This is a genomic window from Joostella atrarenae (genome assembly GCF_021764745.1).
GTDB classification, from domain to species: domain Bacteria; phylum Bacteroidota; class Bacteroidia; order Flavobacteriales; family Flavobacteriaceae; genus Galbibacter; species Galbibacter atrarenae.
In genome coordinates, this window is record NZ_JAETXX010000009.1 from 144,528 (window position 1) to 164,393 (window position 19,866).

A 19,866-nucleotide genomic window follows, 5' to 3' on the forward strand; every position below is an offset into this window, starting at 1 on the left:
TTGAAATATATACTTTTGCCGATAATTATAAAAAACTACAAACTAAACACAAACTAGAATGACTGTTACAAATGAAACTTACGAGAAAGAACTTGCCTTCCAGGCTGATCGTAGAAGAGCTACTGTAGAGTTTATTAAAATTGTAAGCGATCTTTGGTATGATAACGCGATTGAATTAGTATTCTTTCGAAACCAATTAATTGATAAAAGTGTAAGTGAAATTATGAACTTACATAAATATGCTGGAGAGTTTGTACAGAAACCAATCTCTATTTTTGATTCTGTAGATATTGCTAGAGCCATAAAAAATATGAGCCTCCCTCCTGCTAAAATCGATATCGGTAAATTGACGTACGAATTCCATTTAGAAGAATCTATCCACACAAGTACAACTTCTTTTGTAATAGATAAACTTAAAGACGCTCATAAATCGGATAATATTAAACCCAAAGATGTTGTTCTATATGGTTTCGGGAGAATTGGAAGACTTGTTGCTAGAGAATTAATGACCAAGACTGGAGTAGGATCTCAACTCCGATTAAGAGCCATTGTTACCCGAGGAGAGATTACTGCTGAAGTGCTTGAAAAAAGAGCTTCACTGTTAGAAAACGATTCTATCCATGGTTTTTTTCCTGGTACAGTAACAACAGATTTAGAAAAGAAAGCACTTATTATTAATGGTACAACAGTTTACCTAATCAATGCTGCGAAGCCAGAAGATATTGATTATACAAACTACGGAATTAAAAATGCGCTGGTTATAGACAATACAGGTGCGTTTAGAGATGACAAAGAATTGTCGAGACACTTAACTTCTATAGGTGTAGATAAAGTACTTTTAACAGCTCCAGGTAAAAATATCCCAAACATTGTTCATGGAGTTAATCATACTCATTATGACCCAGACAAAATAAATATTTTTTCTGCTGCCTCATGTACCACCAATGCTATTACTCCAATTTTAAAAGTTATAGAAGATTCTCAAGGAATAGTAAAAGGACATATTGAAACCATTCACGCATATACCAACGATCAAAATTTGGTAGACAATATGCACTCTAAATACAGAAGAGGAAGAGCAGCAGCATTGAATATGGTAATTACAGAAACTGGGGCTGGTAAAGCAGTAGAAAAAGCGCTTCCAAAATTAGCTGGAAAACTTACTTCTAATGCTATTAGAGTTCCTGTACCAAATGGATCGTTAGCTATTTTAAATCTAGAGTTAGAAAAAGAAACCTCTAAAGATGCACTAAATGCTATTGTAAAAAAATATGCTTTAGAAGGTGACCTTGTAGAGCAGATTAAATACTCTTTAAATAACGAATTGGTCTCTTCAGACATTGTTGGATCTTCTGCTCCTTCAATATATGATAGTAATGCTACTATTGTATCTGCAGACGGAAAAAATATTGTTATATACGCTTGGTATGATAATGAATACGGTTATAGTCACCAAGTTATGAGACTTGCTAAGTATATTTCTAAAGTAAGAAGATTCACCTATTATTAGAATTAAAACAAAACAACTCTCATTAAAAAAATATAATGAGAGTTGTTTTTAATAAATAGAAAATATTGGTTATTTTAGTACCAAATTTTCACAACATACATGAGATTTAGTACAAAAAGAAGTTTGATTCTGAAGCTTGCATTATTGCTTGCTTTTGTATGTTGTTTCAACACATCATCTTACGCTCAAACTACTGATACCGAAGAAAATGATTCCATCAGTAACAACGACATTACGCGTCAGCTTTGGGTTCATTTTAGTCCTTCATGGAAAATAAATGATAGAGTAAGGCTTAATGCTGATTTAAGCTACCGAACAATCTCTCCAAACGACTGGACGCGACTTACTTCTAGAGCTGAGATTTCTTATAGTTTAAATGATATAGAACTTAATAATTTTAATTTTAGTCACAGTTTAATTCAAGGTGTCGGTTATTTTTATATTCATAATTACGACATCGATGATGTTTTTGAGTACAGAATTTATCAAGGCTATAAAATAGGTTTTAATGTTACTAGTAGAGTTAATATCCAGCAATATCTGAGGCTTGAAGAGCGATTCACAAATCTTTTCAGAAAGGATACACGATCTTTCGGACTTCGCTTTCGCTATAAAATTTCTGCGGTTTTAGACCTACAGAGCCTATTCACTTCCAAGCATAGAGGATTTTATGTTCCTGCGGATATAGAATTTTTCTTGAATATTAAATCATCGAAGCAAATAAACGACATTATAAGAGTCTCTCCAGGATTAGGTTATGTTATAGATCCTAGCTTTAAAGTGCAATTCAACCTTTCTTATCACTACACAAAACAAGAGTTTGACGATAGTATAAAAACAAATGATATTGTGTTTAGGATAAAAGTTTATAAAACATTTCCTTTCAGAAAAGTAAAGAGCCCTAATGAACTCTAGAAGCTTTCATTGTCACCTCTAATTCTAATAGCTTTTAATATTCAGTCGAATAAAATTATAACCAACAACCATATATTTCTTTCTTTTAACAATAGAAAACAGGTTATTTAGAAACTAATTCCAGAAAATTTAGCTTTTAAGAAGTCTAAAAGCATCACTTATACCGTAAGTAAAACATATTTTATAGACATTGTAAAAAAATAATGGGTTCGGTTAATTTACAAAGTCGCATTTTTTCAGAGTAAACGTAACTATAAAAGAAGGCTTAATCCCTAATATAGGTTACGTAATCATATTGTATTTATTATAATTTTATGCGATTTACTTCTGAAAAAACAAGTAAATAGAGGCTTAATGAGTGATAATCTGTGTATAAATAAAAAGTGACATTTATTTCGCAATTAAAAACAATAACTTATTATTGTGCTCGTTAGCAGTAAAAACATAACTTTGCAACCCCAAATTAACATTTTTAACGAATGAAGATGACGATAAAGACATTTTTAACAGCAACAGCATTATTTATTTTTTCAATCTCAGTAGTTTTTGCTCAAGAAAAAGAAGATAAAGAACTATCCTTAACCGAAGGAAGTATAGATAATCAGTTTGAATACATTTTCGAGAAAGCAAATAATTACCAAGATTACAAAGTAGTTAAAATTAACTGGCTTCAGTTACTAAAGAAAAACACATTAGACTCCGTTGCAAGGTTAGAAAAAGAATTACACACTTCAGAAGAACTTACTTCCAATCAGAAATCTACTATAGATAATTTAAATAAAGAGCTTGCCTCTACTAATGAGCAACTCGCTACCGTTACCGAACAAAAGGACAGTATTTCTTTTTTTGGGGCACTTATCAATAAACCTGCTTATAAAGGTATCATGTGGGGTATTGTTGCACTATTAGCTCTTATTTTAGGATTCTTTATATACAAATATAAAAACGCAAATACTGTTACTCAAGAAGCTAGAAAATCTTTAGCAGAACTAGAAGAAGAGTATGAAGAGCACAGAAGAAAAGCTTTAGAAAGAGAACAAAAAGCTAGAAGACAACTTCAAGACGAAATTAATAAGCAGAAGCTTGCAAAATAAAATAGCATACGCCTTACTTTAAGAGGCTAGCTAAAAAGTAAATAAATCTGTTCTTAAACAATTAAGTACATTACAGAAGCAGATGTTTCAGTAATTTCTTACTAAAATTGTGATAGTATTCAGATTAAAAACTTACTTTTTAACTAGCCTCTTTGTATATTTAGTTTCAAAATAACACTATGTCTAAGCGAAAAAAAGCATCCTATACTCTTCTTATAATCGTAGTTGTATTAGTTATCATTAGATTACTACTTCCATCTATTGTAAAAAGATACGTAAACAATACATTACAAGACATTCCTGGCTATTATGGGCATGTTGAAGATATTGACCTGAATCTATTTCGCGGAGCTTATGTAATTCATCAGTTAAAACTAGATAAGATTAATGGAGATAATAATATCCCCTTCTTAAATTTTGAAAAGTCTGATATTTCTATTCAATGGAAATCACTTTTAGATGGAGAGATTGTAAGTGAAATAGCGCTCTACAGACCAAAAATCACCTATATTTTTGAAGAACAAGTAAACGATACTGTAAAAACAACAAATAACGATTGGAGTGAAGCCTTAACAGACCTTGTTCCTATCGACATCAACAGGCTTAGTATCACAGAAGGAAAAGTTGGATTTATTGAGTTTAATAAAAGTCCAGATGTAGATCTATATATTGACCAAATAAATCTTGAAGCCACTAACTTGAGGAATGTAGAAGATAAAGAGCAAAAATTACCTTCTAGCATACATATGGATGGAATTAGTATTGGTGGAGGAAAAGTAAATCTTGATGGTAGGATGGATCTAGTTCAACAAATTCCAGATGTAGACTTTGACTTCTCACTAGAGAAAGCAGATATAAAAGCATTAAACTCTTTTACATTAGCCTATGTAGGTATTGACTTTGAAGAAGGTAGTTTTGATTTATTTAGTGAGCTAGTCATCAATGACGGCTATTTGAAAGGTTACTTCAAACCAATTCTTACAGACACTAAAATTGTTGACTCCTTCGACAAAGAGAATAGCAGTATCTTTAAAAAAGCATGGGAAGGGTTTGTTGGATTCTTTAAATTTATCTTTAAAAATCAAAAACAAGGAACGCTCGCTACAAAAATACCCCTTGAAGGTGACCTTAATAACGTAGATTCAAACATTTTTAGTACTATTGCAGGTATCTTTAAAAATGCTTTTATAAAAGCCTATAAAGGAGAAATTGATAAATCCGTTAAATTTAAAGATGCTAAAGAAGAAGAATAATTCTTTAAACTCTATTTCTAAGATGCGTATAGATATAATAACCGTACTTCCAGAATTATTAAAAAGTCCTTTTGAAGCTTCTATTTTAAAGAGAGCAATAGACAAAGGAATTGTAGAAGTTCACACGCATAATCTAAGAGATTATGTTACTAACAATTACAAAACTGTAGACGATTACCAATTTGGAGGTGGCGCAGGAATGGTAATGATGATTGAGCCAATAGACAAATGTATTAGCAGTCTTAAAGCTGAAAGAGATTATGACGAAATTATTTATATGACTCCAGATGGCGCTACTTTAAATCAAAATATTGCGAATCAACTTTCTTTAAAAGGAAACCTAATCATATTATGTGGGCATTATAAAGGAGTAGATCAGCGGGTACGTGATATATTTGTTACAAAAGAAATTTCGATAGGAGACTATGTTCTTTCAGGTGGAGAATTAGGAGCTGCTGTTTTATGTGATTCCATCATCAGACTCATCCCAGGGGTTTTAAATGATGAAACCTCTGCCCTAACCGACTCTTTCCAAGACAATTTATTAGCACCTCCAGTTTACACAAGACCATCGGATTATAAAGGTCATAAAGTGCCTGAAATACTTCTAAATGGAAACTTTCCGAAGATTGAAAAATGGAGAGAAGATCAAGCTTATAAGAGAACAAAAGAGAGAAGACCTGATTTATTAGATGAATAATTCATTTTTTTAATTAAAAATAAGTTACAAAATATTGTGTATTAATTAATAATAATTAATTTTGCATCCAATTTCAGATTAACCTCTGACGATAATCGTGAATGTTAACTTGAATCAACACATTATATAAAAATATCGCAATGGAATCTTTAGTAAAATTTGTACAAGACCAATTTGTAGAAAAAAAAGACTTCCCTGAATTTTCAGCAGGAGATACAATTACTGTATACTACGAAATTAAAGAGGGAGAAAAAACACGTACTCAGTTCTTTAGAGGAGTAGTTATTCAAAGAAGAGGTACAGGAACTTCAGAAACATTTACTATCAGAAAAATGTCTGGAACTGTTGGTGTAGAAAGAATTTTCCCAATCAACATGCCTGCTTTACAGAAAATAGAAATCAATAAGAAAGGTAAAGTTCGTAGATCTCGTATCTATTACTTTAGAGGTCTTACTGGTAAGAAAGCAAGAATTAAAGAGGTTAGAGCATAACCAATTTATTATAGCAAATAGAAAAGCCTGCATATTGCAGGCTTTTTTTTATGAACAATTGTTAACAACTCATGTTTATAATGTGTTGATTACTAATTTGTTAAAAACTTGCAATTACAGAACATATAGTTTACTTTTATATAACAGATTTAAGACAGATAAGTTCTTAATTCTATGTTTTTAATAAGTCGCTACCATTTTGAATTAAAACTTAAAATGAATAGAGAAAGTTTGAACTCAGTATTACATACTAAGTCAGTGCCAAAAGGAATTAATTTTTATAATTAATCTTAGTAGGAATTAAAAACAAAAATCGAAATATTACAGTTAGGTCTTGATTACATTATTGAGAAAACTTAATGTTTCAAGAAATAGTGAATTAGTAAGTTTTTCTAAATGAAGAACATCTTTTTAAGAATTATTAATGCAGCTATTTCTAAGAAAGCCATATCAAAACATTTACTGTATTGATATGGCTTTTATTTTATCACTTTTTTTATAGAATTGGTTACCATTCTATTATAGAAAAACTGTTTTAAATTGTATATTTGTGAAGTTTAATTTAAAATTAGTTCTTCAAATAAATGTCACAAAAACCGAAAATTCTTTACACTAAAACAGACGAGGCTCCTGCATTAGCCACTTATTCTTGGCTTTCAATCGTAAAAGCATATACTTCAACATCAAATATCGATATTCAAACAAAAGACATCTCTCTAGCTGCTAGAATTTTGTCTGTGTTTCCAGATATGCTAACTAAAGAGCAACAAGTTCCTAATGATTTATTAGAATTAGGTGAAATAGCTAAAACTCCAGAAGCAAATATTATTAAGCTTCCTAATATTAGCGCATCTATTCCTCAGTTAGAAAACGCTATTGAAGAGTTGCAAGAAAAAGGATTTAATATTCCTAACTATCCTCACGAACCTAAAAACGATGAGGAAAAGGAGATTAAAGCTCGTTTTGATAGTATTAAAGGAAGTGCTGTAAACCCAGTACTTAGAGAAGGTAATTCTGATAGAAGAGCTCCAAAAGCGGTTAAAAATTACGCAAAAAAGAACCCACATTCAATGGGTGCATGGTCTGCAGATTCAAAGTCGCATGTTTCAACAATGAGTCATGGAGACTTTCGTTCAAATGAAAAATCAATTACCGTAACTAACGACCAAGAATTAAAAATTCAGTTTGTTGGTAATAACGGAGAAACTAAAGTTCTTAAAGATCACCTTAAAGTTTTAGACAAGGAAATAATTGATGCTACTGTATTAAGCAGAAAAGCTTTAGTTAACTTTCTTGAAGAACAAGTTACAGACGCAAAGAAACAAGGAGTTCTATTCTCTGTACATTTAAAAGCAACCATGATGAAAGTGTCCGATCCAATTATATTCGGACATACTGTGAAAGTATTCTTCAAAGAGCTTTTCGAAAAGCATGGCGCTATATTAGATAGAATAAATGCGGAAGAAAATAATGGTCTTGGAGATTTATTAGAAAAAATTGACGAGCTACCAGACGCAGAGAAAAAAGAATTACAAGCTACAATAGCAACTATATTAAAAGAGCAACCAGATCTAGCAATGGTAAATTCTGATAAAGGAATTACCAACTTACACGTGCCTAGCGACATCATTATTGATGCTTCTATGCCAGCTATGATCCGTAACTCTGGACAGATGTGGAATAAAGAAGGTAAAAGTCAAGACACTAAAGCCGTTATTCCAGATAGCAGTTACTCTAGCGTTTACCAAGCAACTATAGATTTCTGTAAAGAAAATGGCGCTTTCGATCCTACTACAATGGGAACAGTTCCTAATGTAGGTTTAATGGCTCAAAAAGCTGAGGAATATGGTTCTCATGACAAAACTTTTGAAATCTCTGGTAATGGTGTTGTTCAGGTTTTAAACGGAGCTGGAGACGTTATTATAGAACACAAGGTAGAAGAAGGAGATATCTGGAGAATGTGTCAGGCTAAAGATTTACCTATTCAAGACTGGGTAAAACTTGCCGTTAATAGAGCACGTGCAACGAACACTCCTACTATTTTTTGGTTGGATAAAGAAAGGGCTCATGATGCAGAATTGATTAAAAAGGTAAACCTTTATCTTAAAGATCATGATACTGCTGGCTTAGATATAAAAATTATGTCTCCAGAAGAGGCTACTCATTACACACTAGCAAGGTTAAAAGACGGAAAGGATACTATTTCTGTAACAGGAAATGTATTGAGAGATTACCTAACTGACCTCTTCCCTATTTTAGAAGTTGGTACAAGTGCAAAAATGCTTTCTATCGTTCCTTTAATGAATGGTGGTGGTTTATTTGAAACTGGTGCTGGAGGTTCTGCTCCAAAACACGTTCAACAATTTCTAGAAGAAGGACATTTACGTTGGGATTCTTTAGGAGAGTTCTTAGCGCTGGCAGTTTCTCTAGAGCATTATGGTAATGTTAATAATAATAGTAAAGCTATTGTTTTAGCAAATACGTTAGACGAAGCTACTGGTAAATTCTTAGAGTTAGATAAATCGCCTTCTAGAAAAGTTGGAGAAATAGATACAAGAGGAAGTCATTTTTACTTAGGAATGTATTGGGCAGAAGCATTAGCTAAACAAAGCCAAGATACAGAGCTGAAAGAAGTATTTACTCCTATAGCAACAGCGCTTACAGAAAAAGAAGCAGAGATTGTTAAAGAACTTAGCGATGCGCAAGGACAACCTGTAAATATAGGTGGTTACTATTTGCCAAATGTTGATAAAACAAAACAGGCAATGCAACCTAGTGAAACATTTAATAGCATTCTTGCAAAATTATAATGCTACTTAATATATATTATTATAAAGCCTCCTTTTTGGAGGCTTTATTTTTTAATCACTTTTTTATGTGATTCAACAGAATTCCTATTATTTTTATTAAAAAAAATAGAATGACCAACTTCTTAAAAATCTGCTTGTTTTTTTTCTGTGGGATTTCAATATCCTATGCACAAGATCAAGTAATCCTCAGCGGAACTATTTCAGAAGCTTCAAGTAATGAAACACTCATTGGAGTTAATATTATAATTCCAGAACTACAAACAGGAACTACAACTAACGAATACGGGTTTTACTCCATTTCTGTACCTGCAGGCACTTATAATGTTGAAGTAAGTTATATCGGCTTTCAAAATATTGTAGAAGAAGTTGACCTAAGTGAAAGCACCAAAAGAAATTTTAGCTTAATAGATGCTGCTGAAGAACTGGACGAAATTGTTTTAGAGCAAGACATTGAAAAGATAAATATTAAAAAACCAGAAATGAGCGTTAACAGCCTTAACGCTGCAACCATAAAAAAAATTCCTGCTGTACTCGGAGAAGCAGATGTTATAAAATCGATTTTACTCCTTCCTGGAGTTAGTAACGCTGGTGAAGCTTCTTCTGGTTTTAACGTCCGAGGAGGCGCTGCAGACCAGAATCTTATCCTATTAGATGAAGCCATAATTTTTAACTCATCACATTTATTTGGATTCTTTTCGGTTTTCAACCCTGATGCTATAAAAAATATAAAACTTTATAAAGGAGGAATTCCATCCAGATACGGAGGGAGAATATCTTCTGTACTAGATATTTATCAAAAAGACGGAAATAGTAAAAAATTCCATATGACAGGTGGAATTGGTGCCGTTTCCAGTAGAATTTTAGCGGAAGGGCCAATTGTAAAAGACAAAGGCTCTTTTCTTATTGGAGGAAGAAGTTCTTATGCTCACTTATTTTTAAAACTTACAGACAATGATAACTCTGCTTATTTCTACGATCTTAATACCAAATTATCATATAAATTGAATGATAATAATAGTATCTATATGTCTGGATATTTTGGTCGAGACATCTTTGATATTAGTGATAGCTTTAATAATGTTTATGGAAATTCGGTAATCAATTTACGATGGAATCATTTGTTTTCTGATAAGTTATTTTCAAATCTTTCAGTAATTTATAGTGACTATTACTACGGACTAACATTAGATTTTGTTGGATTTAATTGGAATAGCGGTATTAAAAACTTCAATGTAAAATACGATTTCAAACATTATCTGTCAGATAAATTAAAGCTTAACTACGGAATTAATAACGTTTATTATAAATTTAATCCTGGAGAAATAGAACCTGAAGGAGAAGATTCTGGTATTAATTATTTTAAACTTACCGATAAATATGCAAATGAAGCTGCAGCTTATATAGATGTAGAACAAGAAATTACAGAAAATCTTTCCGTTGAATATGGACTTAGATTAAGTCATTTTAATAGATATGGTCAAGATGAAATTAATGTCTACGAAGATGATAATCCTGTAGTTTACAATCAACAATTGGGAATTTATGAAAAAGCAACTCCAATAGACACTATTAGCGTTAGCAGAAGTAAATCTGTTAAAACTTACACTAATTTAGAACCAAGAATAGCTGTTTCTTACACCTTAGACGATACGCAATCTATCAAAGCGAGCTATAACAGAATGACACAGTATTTGCATTTAATTACGAATACGAGCTCTCCTACTCCCTTAGATATATGGTCTCCTAGTGGCTCTTTTATTAAGCCTCAAATTCTAGATCAATATGCAGTTGGGTATTTTAAAAACATTAATAACAACGCCTATTCAATAGAAACAGAACTTTTCTATAAAAAAATAGATAACAGAATCGATTATATAGATGGTGCAGATCTAATTGCTAACAATGCTATTGAGCAGGTTATATTAAATGGAGAAGCAAAAGCATACGGTATGGAAGTCCTTTTCAGAAAAAACATAGGGAGATTTCAAGGTTGGTTAGCGTATACTTTATCAGAATCTCACCAAAGAACTCCTGGAAGAACTAGTATTGAACCTGGAATAAATAACGGTAAATGGTATCATACTCCATATGATAAAACACACGATATCTCTCTTACCGCATCATACACGCTAACTCCAAAATGGAGCTTTGGAGGGAATTTTATATTCCAAACGGGAAGACCGGCTTCCTTTCCTTCTGGTCAGTATGAATATGAAGGGGTTACCGTTCCTAGCTACGGCGAAAGAAATAATAATAGACTTCCTTCTTACAACCGTTTAGATGTTTCCGCAACATACATTCCAAATCCTAAAAAGACTAAAGGCTGGCAGAGTGAATGGGTGTTTAGTATTTATAACATCTACAATCGAAAAAATGCAGCTTCTATCAGTTTTAGGGAAAACGTAGAAGAACAACGAAATGAAGCCGTTAAACTCTCTATTTTCGGGATTATTCCATCTGTAACCTACAATTTCAAATTTTAAGAACATGAAAAAAATACTTTTAATAATCATACTCACCAGTTTCATTTCATCTTGCGAAGAAGTAATAGATGTAGATTTAGAAACTGCTCCACCGAGATTAGTGGTAGAAGCTTCTATAAACTGGGTTAAAGGAACAGATGGTTCTTTACAAGAAATAAGACTCACAACAACAGCGCCGTATTTTGATACTGAAGTTCCTCCTGTTAATGATGCTCAAGTATATATCGTTGATGAAGAAGGCAATCAATATGACTTCATTGAAAATGGAGATTCTGGATTTTATCAAACAGATAATTTTAAACCTGAATTAAATAGAACCTATTACCTAACAATAATTTCTGAAGGAGAAACGTATACAGCTGAAGAAACACTACTACCCGTTTCTGAAATAGAATACATAGAACAAAGCACCACTACTTTTTTCTCTGATGAATACATAGAGCTTAAAGCTTACTTTCAAGACCCTATTGATGAAGAAAATTATTACCTATATAAGTTTGATGCTGAAAAAGACAATACTATAAGTGTAATTGAAGACAGATTACTAAACGGAAACGAAATATCAGCCTACTTTACAAGTGAAGATATCGAGCCTGGAGACGATGTAGAAATCAACTTATATGGTATTTCAAAAAGATATTTTACTTATATGCAAACCTTACTTTCTCAAACAGGAGAAAATGGAGGGCCTTTTGAAACGCAACCCGCTACAGTTAGAGGTAATATTGTAAACGAATCAGATTTAGATAATTTTGCCTTCGGATACTTTAGATTATCGGAAACTGATAATTATACATACACTATTGAGTAATAATTTTTACTTTTGACGAATGGATTTTAAAAGAACAACAGAGCAAGCATCAAAATACAATCATCTAGAAAAGATGACCGTAAAAGAGCTCCTTACAAATATCAACAAAGAAGACTTAACAGTACCTGAAGCAGTTTCAAAAGAATTATCTTCCATAGAAGCTTTAGTAAATGCTATTGTCCCTAAATTAGAAAATGGCGGACGCCTATTTTACATGGGAGCAGGAACAAGCGGTCGTTTAGGAGTTGTAGATGCTTCTGAGTGTCCTCCCACTTTTGGAGTTCCTTATGATTTGGTTATCGGAATTATAGCTGGTGGTGAAATTGCAATTAGAAAAGCAGTTGAATTTGCAGAAGATAGCGCTAATCAAGGTTGGGAAGATTTACAAGAATATAATGTTTCTGAAAAAGATGTAGTAATTGGTATTGCAGCCTCAGGAACTACTCCCTATGTTATTGGAGCTTTAGAAATGTGTAATAAAAACAATATTACCACAGGAAGTATTTCTTGTAATCGCAAAAGTCCCCTTTCTCAAGAAGCTCAATATCCTATCGATGTTGTTGTTGGTCCAGAATTTGTTACTGGAAGCTCAAGAATGAAAGCTGGTACAGCACAGAAATTAGTACTAAATATGATTTCAACGGCCGTTATGATTCGCTTAGGTAAAGTTATAGGTAATAAAATGGTAGACATGCAGCTAAGCAATCATAAGTTAGTTGATCGAGGAATAAGAATGATTATGGACGAGATTCCTGTAGATGAAGCTAAAGCGAAGGAACTTTTAGAAAAGAATGGAAGCGTACGTAATTCCATAAATGCATATAATAATGAGACACACGGATAGAGAGTTATTTTTTAAAAGCTTAAAATATTTCGCATACACCGTGATGCTAATGTTTCTAGCTCCTACAGTTATTTATCAGGCTTTTAAAAATCAAACTCACCCTTGGTATATGCCTGTATTGATTATAGGAATAGTATTAGCAATAGGAGCCATTGCAATGGGGTTTTACAGCTTAAGAGTGATTATGAGATCATTTTTTGGAGATAAATAAGTCGAATACTAAAATATCGACACTCCTTTATTACTACAATTTTATATAAACTAAAGAGCCGACCGTAAAAGTGTGGGCTTTTAGATCGACTCCGTCGCATTAATTAACAAATTGAATTATCAATCCATCTTCTAACTCTAGAAGATTTGGATTATATTTTAAAGCTCTTTTATATTAATATTTTTCCAATAAACTTTAATTCCACCACCATCGTGAATTTGCAAAGCAATTTTTCCAGTAGCTTCCCCTATTTTCTCATCTGTTAAACTAATCATCTCCTGACCGTTTAACCAAGTTGTTACATGGTTTCCTACAACTCGAACCTTCATTCTGTTCCACTCACCATACTTTAAGTAAGCATCTTTTGCAGCATCAGGTTTAATAAGCCATCCTCTACCATACGATTCGTATATACCACCCGTATCATGTCCAGGAGGAGCAACTTCTGCTTGCCAACCGCTTATTTTAGTTCCTTCAATATCAGATCTAAAAAAGATTCCACTATTTCCATCAGCATCTTGCTTAAACTCTGCTGTTAATTCAAAATCTTTAAATGTTTTCTCTGTTGCTAGGTATCCATATTGTTTATCAGGTCCACTTTCGGACACTAATAAGCCTTCCTCATTAACATACCATTTCTCTGTACCATAGATATCCCAACCATCTAAATTAGTTCCGTTATAAAGAGAGGTACTTGAACCACAACTCATACAAACCAAAAGAATTGTAAATATTCCTAAATAAAATGACTTCATAATTTTCTTACTTTAATATTTTTAAACCATATGTAACTTCCGTGATCTTGTAGTCCTATATAACCACTTTTTGCTTTACCGTAATCTGGAAAATCTTTCCATTTACCACTTTCCTTTCTTTCTTTCCAATCATCACTCCAAGGAACAAACGATACGGTCATTTTTCCATTTAACCAATATTCAACCTTTTCATTGGTAAAAACTATACGGGTAGTATTCCACTCTCCAGCCTTTTTAATGGCTCCTTCATAATCTGGATTATACATACCGTAATCTGCCCCTAAAGACTGCCAAGGCTCAAGTTTCAGAGGAAATCCAATTTGATCTATCATTTGATATTCTGGCGCATTGTAATATGGAGCATCATACTTCTCATCCTCGATAACGTGATAAAAAAGTCCACTATTTCCACCTTCAGAAATTTTCCACTCAATAGAAATTTCAAATTCTCCATATTGCTCTTTATCATATACAATATCTCCTCCTATATCACCCCCTTTTCCAAGAGATTTAAGCATGTCTTCCTCTATAACCCATCCATCAGGCAATGAGGTTCCGTTATAACTTCTCCATCCGTCTGTAGAGGTACCATCGAAAAGATATTCCCAGTCACTACTTTTCTCTACTGAAGCAGTTGTTTCCTTAGCATCTTTAGATTCTACGATTTCTGTTTTCTTAGTTTCTTTACAGCCTAATATAAAAGCTGATAAAGCCATAATTAAGTATACTTTTTTCATTTTATTAATTTTTAAACTAATTTCATTTTAATTGGATCCCAATCGATAAATTTATTCTGTCTGTAACTGTCATTACATAATAATGCAGGTGCTGCTGCTCTAAACGCAAATTCTGGATCTTCGACAACACTTCCATTAGTTCTAATTGCATTAAAGAAGTTAGCAAAATGATCATAATGGGCTCCCTTATAGCCTTTCTCAGCAGTATAAGTTGTTTCTAATGGAGCAACAAGTTTCTTTCTATCTGATCGTTGATTTTGTCCTTTCATTTTTTCAGCAAGAAATGGATCATCATCAAAAGTATTTGCATTTCTTTTTAAAACTACTTCTTCCCACTTAACATCCATAGACCCCTTGCTTCCGACTATTTTTAAATACGTACTTCCGCTAGTTCCATCAACAAAATTACAGCGTAGTGATAAATTAAATCCAGGGTGTTGAGCAGAATCAGGATAATCAAACATTCCTAATAATACATCAGGAACTTCACGCCCATCTTTCCAATATCTCAACCCACCAGTTGCAGATATTTTATTTGGCCCATAAGAATTAGTGATAAAATGAAGACTTGAGAATAAATGAACAAATAAATCTCCAGACATTCCTGTTCCGTAGTCTAAATAATTACGCCATCTAAAGAATCTAAGCGGATCAAATTCACGATCTTTAGTATTAGCAATATATCTATTCCAATCTACAGTACTTGTAGAGGCATCTCCCGGAATTGGATACTGCCATGCTCCTTGCGGAGAATTTCTAGCCCAAAAACCCTCTGCATAATTAAGCTCTCCAATAGCTCCAGCTGCTAAAAGTTCCTTTGCTTTTTCATTCCCTAAAGAAGACAACCCTTGACTCCCAACCATAAAAATCTTTCCAGATTTTTTCCAAGCTTTTATTAAATCCATTCCCTCATCAACAGAATGCACCATAGGTTTTTCACAATAAACATGCTTCCCTGCACTCAATGCATCTATACCTATTTGTTTATGCCAATGGTCTGGGGTACCAATTATCACAGCATCTACGTCCTTTCTCTCTAATATTTTTTTATAATCCTTTGTAGTAAACAGACTGTTTCCCCATTTGTTTTTTGCTTCTTCTATTCTTCCATCATATAAATCACAAACAGCAGTAATAGTAATATTTGGGTTTTGTAAAGCAGTTAAAGCATCGGCAGTTCCCATACCTCCTGCTCCAATTAAAGCAATACGAATTGTATCTGCATTAGGTGTTGCTATTGTTCTTTTTAGATATTCAAAAGGTTTTGTTTCTCCAGCAAATGCCATTGGCGCAACAGTTGCTGCAGCTCCAGCTACACCAAGTTTTTTTAAGAAATCACGTCTCTTGTTGTTTTCCATAGAAATGTAGTATTAGTTTATTAATTGCTCTAATCTAACAACATAGGATGTACTAAGAGGGGTAATAAAAGGGGTAATAAAGTCGAAAAATTATGATTGAAGTAGATTTATATCATAATTTTCCTTGTAGAATGCCTCATATAGCTTTTTATAATTTTCCATTATTTTTTGAGCTGTCATTAGCTTTCCCTCCTTCATGTAGAGTTGCACCTTCTTTTTTACAGCAGTTTCATACAAAGGATCTACTGCTAAAATAGCATTACAAACAGTCACCAAATTACAATCGCTATTATCTCTTTCAAGATACGGAGTAAGAATATCTAGCACAGCACTTTCATATTCAGCCTTAAAACTATCTATCCATTCTATATCTATCTGCGGAAGTAAAGCTCCCTTTGTTACTATGCTTGAAATTTCAAGATAAGAACAGTCATAATTAGTATTATAATTCCCAGAAAATAGTTCAGGAATATAATTCTTCAATAAAATAACATCTACTTTTATATCTTCAGGCACAATTACTTTCCACTTTTTCTCAATAAAAACAATTGTAATAGGAAGTTTACCTTCAAATGTTTTACGTAGCTCTTTAATCTGTGTACTACGATTATTTTTCACACGTTCCGACGAAAAATTAGGCCAAAGAATCTCTCCCATCTTTTTAGATGATATCCCACCGCTCTTAATTGTATAAAGTAATAAGAGCAAAAATAATTCTTTCCTTTTAGGAGAAAGTAAATGTGTTATTTCAACACCATCTTTATCAGTTAAAACAAAGCCACCTAAACAACGAATATTAAAAGCTGGCAGCACAAGTTCTTTTTTATTCCCTTCTTGCGTTAAAGGCAAACTCGCTCCTTTTTTTCTTGAAAGTAAAAAATACAATAAAATCCCTATTGGGATTATCAATAACAGCCACCACCATAACGAATATGATTTTGATTGCTCCTGTGAAACTGGAATCCCTTTTTCAAAGACTTCATGTACTTCATCATCACTTAAAGCTCGATTCCATAAAGCAAAGTCGCTCATATATCCTTCGTAATATTGCCCCCATAAATTACTTCCAATTAAAATAGAATGATCAGTATTTGCAATCGTAGAGGCCGTAATCTGATCTTTCAATTCACCATTTAAGTAAAAAAATAATTGATCGTTAGGCATGAATACGAATGCCAAATGCACCCACTTATTAGGTTCTATAGTAATTGCTTCACTCACATGATCTTTTATCCCAGGTGTTGTAAATTGCGGATGTCCATCAAATATTTTAGCTGAAAAAACTTCTCCTTTTCCAATAATACTATTACTCCCTGTTACTTTCTCAGGATTTATCCATACGGATAATGTTAATTCTTGAAAATCTGTATTATCAGAACCAAAATCAATATAACTAGTCGCACCATTAAAATAGGCAACATCATTTCTCTCACTATCTCTATACTGAATATCAATAAGCGTAACCCTTTCGTCATTATTTACATTCTGTAAAGCGTCTCTCTTAAAGGGAAGGTGTAGTTTTAATCTATCCGATATATTATATTTATAAGCTCTAAAGATTTTAGTTGAGGAAGTTTCAAAATCGTTAAAATTAAAAATATCAGGAGAAAATCGGTATCCCCTCTTTTGCGGAGACAATGTCTTAAGACTGGATATAAACGTACCAGTTGTTATCAATGCTGGATCTTCTTTCCATTTGACATCCTTCAAAGGAATCCCTTTAATCTCCACCGTTACAGAATGCTCTTCATTAACTATATCATAGCCTTGCGCCAATCCAGAGGCTGCATAAAATAGTATTAGAGTTACATTTAGGATAAATCCTTTAAAAAACATTCATGGTTGATTTAATACATCATCTAAAATAGAAAAAACATTTGATGATTCCACTATCATACAAACTAAGCTTACACTTAAAATCTAATTTATTCTACTGAAGAAGCCTTATAAAATACTTGCTGAAGTGAAGGCCTTATATTTAAACTATACAAATTTCTATTATCTCTTGTTGGATATACTCTATTTGATAGAAAAATAAACATCAGTTTATTTTCAGGATCTGCCCAAACATAGGTCCCAGTAAAACCTCCATGCCCAAAACTTTTTGGACTCACTTCCGGCGCAGGAGAAGCATGCGATATGTCTAGGCTTGCATTATTAAGCAAAGGCTTATCAAATCCTAAACCTCGTTTATTATCATTCTCAGGATATTGAACTTTAGAGAACTCTTTAAGTGTTTTTTCTGAAATATAACGTTTCCCTCCATAAGTCCCCATATTCTGGTACATCGCAATTAATTTAGCGAGATCATTAGCTGTTCCAAACAAACCTGCATTTCCAGAAACACCTCCCAATAAACTAGCATTTTCATCATGTACCCATCCTTTTACAAACTCTTTTCTATAAATCGTATCTAATTCCGTAGGAACTATTAGATCTTCAGAATATTTCCCTGATGGATTAAACATTAAATTTTCAGCTCCTAAAGGACTATAAATACTATCTGTTACGTATTTTTCATATGAAACTCCTGTAAGTTGTGATATTATCTCTGGATATAAGAGAAATGTAAGCCCTGAATACTTATATTTCTTAACAGCAGAAACTGGAGTTTTATTTATAATGCGATACATCTTTTTATGAAACCTATTATTCAAATATAAATTCTTATAAATCTGAATAGAGAACTTTTTACTAGGCTCATTTCTAACAAATCGCTTTACAAACTCCTTATCTTTTATTATTTCATTCAAAAAGATATAGTAAGGTTCTAAACCAGCTTGGTGAGCCAAAACCTCACGCACAGTAATATCCTTTTTGTTTTTAATTTTACGCCATGGTTTCCAATAATGACTAAACTTCTCATCTATATCAATAACTCCATTATCAACTAATTGCATTAAAACGGGAAGAGGACCAGTTATTTTAGTTACGGAAGCCAAGTCATATAAATCATTATTGGTAACTTTATACTTCTTATCATACGTATGATAACCAAACGCTTTATGATAAATAATTGTATTGTTTTTAGCAACTAGAAGTTGAGCCCCAGGAAAAGCATGTTTATCTATAGCTTTAGACATAATAGAGTCTACTTTTCTATCGATAAACTCACTATTTAAACCTTCTTCTTCTGGGTTTCCATATCCCATTCTTATCTTATTTTCTAAAGATATTCCAAAATTAGCTTCATATCTTCCTTCTATAGGATTAACTAATTTTCCATAACATGCTTTACCTCCAAAGATTATTTCGGAAGCATTACGCATTGAAACACTATTTAATTTATCAAACTGAATTAAAACATCACTCTCAAAGATATAGTCATTAAATTTTATGGATGACAAAGGGATAAAAGAAACTAGTATTATCTTCTTTTTAGGCGATAATTTTAATACCCTATACAATAATTCCCAATCTACATTCTTAGAAGTTATTGTACAGATAAGTAAATCTTGTTCAAAGGCATCCCCACTAGTCACGTTCTTTACTTCTGAATATTTATTAAGTTCATTTAATAATTCATCTGATGATTTGTTACTATTAGCATTTATGCTAAAATCTAATAACCCAATATTGTATTGCAATAAATCTTTTATAGGCAATAGCTGATTCTCATTTTTTAATACAACACAGGAGTCTTCTGAAGTAGACTGCGCTAATACAGGGTAAGAAATTGTAAGTAATAGGAATATGAATGATATATAAATTCGCATTATCTAAGTATAAAGTTGAAAATGCAATTTAGTAAAATAGTTTATTAGGGAAGGAAGTTAAAGTAGGTAAAAATTATAAATAGAAGAAAGTATTTTAAAGCAAAATATTAGTTAGAAAATCAATCTATTATTAAGCACAAAAACGATTAAATAATATAATCATTTAAGTATATAGCAA

The 19,866-nt window shown here is 32.5% G+C and carries 16 protein-coding genes; 11 read left to right on the forward strand and 5 right to left on the reverse strand.

The window, feature by feature from the left end:
* Nucleotides 1-58 precede the first annotated feature (58 nt).
* The 11 genes from JM658_RS13165 (at nt 59) to JM658_RS13215 (ending at nt 13,122) form a co-directional block, all read left to right on the forward strand.
* Nucleotides 59-1,510 carry a glyceraldehyde-3-phosphate dehydrogenase gene (locus JM658_RS13165; protein ID WP_236959737.1) on the forward strand — a complete coding sequence of 484 codons (1,452 nt, stop codon included), beginning with the start codon at nt 59-61 and terminating at the stop codon, nt 1,508-1,510.
* 99 nt (nt 1,511-1,609) lie between these two features.
* Nucleotides 1,610-2,425, forward strand: coding sequence for a DUF2490 domain-containing protein (locus JM658_RS13170; protein ID WP_236959738.1), 816 nt, complete (start codon nt 1,610-1,612; stop codon nt 2,423-2,425).
* Nucleotides 2,426-2,910: 485 nt separating this feature from the next.
* Nucleotides 2,911-3,519: a tRNA (guanine-N1)-methyltransferase gene (locus JM658_RS13175; RefSeq protein WP_236959739.1), complete on the forward strand. Its 609-nt coding sequence runs from the start codon at nt 2,911-2,913 to the stop codon at nt 3,517-3,519.
* 179 nt (nt 3,520-3,698) lie between these two features.
* Nucleotides 3,699-4,772 carry a DUF748 domain-containing protein gene (locus JM658_RS13180; RefSeq protein WP_236959740.1) on the forward strand — a complete coding sequence of 358 codons (1,074 nt, stop codon included), beginning with the start codon at nt 3,699-3,701 and terminating at the stop codon, nt 4,770-4,772.
* A 22-nt stretch (nt 4,773-4,794) separates the two neighbouring features.
* Entirely contained in the window at nt 4,795-5,472 is a 678-nt protein-coding gene (gene trmD / locus JM658_RS13185) for a tRNA (guanosine(37)-N1)-methyltransferase TrmD (RefSeq protein WP_236959757.1), read from the forward strand.
* A gap of 140 nt (nt 5,473-5,612) precedes the next feature.
* The gene (rplS, locus tag JM658_RS13190; RefSeq protein WP_236959741.1) at nt 5,613-5,963 is read left to right on the forward strand and encodes a 50S ribosomal protein L19; all 351 of its coding nucleotides are present in this window, start codon (nt 5,613-5,615) and stop codon (nt 5,961-5,963) included.
* Between the two features lie 584 nt (nt 5,964-6,547).
* Entirely contained in the window at nt 6,548-8,773 is a 2,226-nt protein-coding gene (locus tag JM658_RS13195) for an NADP-dependent isocitrate dehydrogenase (RefSeq protein ID WP_236959742.1), read from the forward strand.
* 110 nt (nt 8,774-8,883) lie between these two features.
* Nucleotides 8,884-11,256: a TonB-dependent receptor gene (locus JM658_RS13200; protein WP_236959743.1), complete on the forward strand. Its 2,373-nt coding sequence runs from the start codon at nt 8,884-8,886 to the stop codon at nt 11,254-11,256.
* A 4-nt stretch (nt 11,257-11,260) separates the two neighbouring features.
* Nucleotides 11,261-12,067, forward strand: a complete 807-nt coding sequence (locus JM658_RS13205; protein ID WP_236959744.1) for a DUF4249 domain-containing protein — start codon at nt 11,261-11,263, stop codon at nt 12,065-12,067.
* A gap of 19 nt (nt 12,068-12,086) precedes the next feature.
* Nucleotides 12,087-12,911: an N-acetylmuramic acid 6-phosphate etherase gene (gene murQ / locus JM658_RS13210; protein ID WP_236959745.1), complete on the forward strand. Its 825-nt coding sequence runs from the start codon at nt 12,087-12,089 to the stop codon at nt 12,909-12,911.
* Nucleotides 12,895-13,122 carry a DUF6095 family protein gene (locus tag JM658_RS13215; RefSeq protein ID WP_236959746.1) on the forward strand — a complete coding sequence of 76 codons (228 nt, stop codon included), beginning with the start codon at nt 12,895-12,897 and terminating at the stop codon, nt 13,120-13,122. The genes murQ and JM658_RS13215 overlap by 17 nt, the downstream gene beginning before the upstream one ends.
* Before the next feature lie 158 nt (nt 13,123-13,280).
* Here the strand turns inward: JM658_RS13215 and JM658_RS13220 are convergent, their stop codons facing one another.
* From JM658_RS13220 to JM658_RS13240, 5 genes are all read right to left on the reverse strand, one after another.
* Entirely contained in the window at nt 13,281-13,877 is a 597-nt protein-coding gene (locus tag JM658_RS13220; protein ID WP_236959747.1) for a 3-keto-disaccharide hydrolase, read from the reverse strand.
* Nucleotides 13,874-14,614 (reverse strand): 3-keto-disaccharide hydrolase, encoded by a 741-nt coding sequence (locus tag JM658_RS13225; RefSeq protein WP_236959748.1) that lies wholly within the window; start codon nt 14,612-14,614, stop codon nt 13,874-13,876. The genes JM658_RS13220 and JM658_RS13225 overlap by 4 nt, the downstream gene beginning before the upstream one ends.
* A gap of 11 nt (nt 14,615-14,625) precedes the next feature.
* A complete protein-coding gene (locus JM658_RS13230; protein WP_236959749.1) occupies nt 14,626-15,972 on the reverse strand; it encodes a Gfo/Idh/MocA family protein in 1,347 nt (448 codons plus the stop codon).
* A gap of 90 nt (nt 15,973-16,062) precedes the next feature.
* Complete coding sequence (locus JM658_RS13235) at nt 16,063-17,808, reverse strand: LamG domain-containing protein (RefSeq protein WP_236959750.1); 1,746 nt, start codon at nt 17,806-17,808, stop codon at nt 16,063-16,065.
* Between the two features lie 89 nt (nt 17,809-17,897).
* Nucleotides 17,898-19,688 carry a serine hydrolase domain-containing protein gene (locus JM658_RS13240; RefSeq protein WP_236959751.1) on the reverse strand — a complete coding sequence of 597 codons (1,791 nt, stop codon included), beginning with the start codon at nt 19,686-19,688 and terminating at the stop codon, nt 17,898-17,900.
* Nucleotides 19,689-19,866: the final 178 nt, after the last annotated feature.

What these genes read in the sequence shown, in the direction of transcription:
- JM658_RS13165 (WP_236959737.1), top strand. Translation starts at nt 59, where the DNA reads ATGACTGTTACAAATGAAACTTACGAGAAAGAACTTGCCTTCCAGGCT.
- JM658_RS13170 (WP_236959738.1), top strand. Translation starts at nt 1,610, where the DNA reads ATGAGATTTAGTACAAAAAGAAGTTTGATTCTGAAGCTTGCATTATTG.
- JM658_RS13175 (WP_236959739.1), top strand. Translation starts at nt 2,911, where the DNA reads ATGACGATAAAGACATTTTTAACAGCAACAGCATTATTTATTTTTTCA.
- JM658_RS13180 (WP_236959740.1), top strand. Translation starts at nt 3,699, where the DNA reads ATGTCTAAGCGAAAAAAAGCATCCTATACTCTTCTTATAATCGTAGTT.
- trmD (WP_236959757.1), top strand. Translation starts at nt 4,795, where the DNA reads ATGCGTATAGATATAATAACCGTACTTCCAGAATTATTAAAAAGTCCT.
- rplS (WP_236959741.1), top strand. Translation starts at nt 5,613, where the DNA reads ATGGAATCTTTAGTAAAATTTGTACAAGACCAATTTGTAGAAAAAAAA.
- JM658_RS13195 (WP_236959742.1), top strand. Translation starts at nt 6,548, where the DNA reads ATGTCACAAAAACCGAAAATTCTTTACACTAAAACAGACGAGGCTCCT.
- JM658_RS13200 (WP_236959743.1), top strand. Translation starts at nt 8,884, where the DNA reads ATGACCAACTTCTTAAAAATCTGCTTGTTTTTTTTCTGTGGGATTTCA.
- JM658_RS13205 (WP_236959744.1), top strand. Translation starts at nt 11,261, where the DNA reads ATGAAAAAAATACTTTTAATAATCATACTCACCAGTTTCATTTCATCT.
- murQ (WP_236959745.1), top strand. Translation starts at nt 12,087, where the DNA reads ATGGATTTTAAAAGAACAACAGAGCAAGCATCAAAATACAATCATCTA.
- JM658_RS13215 (WP_236959746.1), top strand. Translation starts at nt 12,895, where the DNA reads ATGAGACACACGGATAGAGAGTTATTTTTTAAAAGCTTAAAATATTTC.
- JM658_RS13220 (WP_236959747.1), bottom strand. Translation starts at nt 13,877, where the DNA reads ATGAAGTCATTTTATTTAGGAATATTTACAATTCTTTTGGTTTGTATG.
- JM658_RS13225 (WP_236959748.1), bottom strand. Translation starts at nt 14,614, where the DNA reads ATGAAAAAAGTATACTTAATTATGGCTTTATCAGCTTTTATATTAGGC.
- JM658_RS13230 (WP_236959749.1), bottom strand. Translation starts at nt 15,972, where the DNA reads ATGGAAAACAACAAGAGACGTGATTTCTTAAAAAAACTTGGTGTAGCT.
- JM658_RS13235 (WP_236959750.1), bottom strand. Translation starts at nt 17,808, where the DNA reads ATGTTTTTTAAAGGATTTATCCTAAATGTAACTCTAATACTATTTTAT.
- JM658_RS13240 (WP_236959751.1), bottom strand. Translation starts at nt 19,688, where the DNA reads ATGCGAATTTATATATCATTCATATTCCTATTACTTACAATTTCTTAC.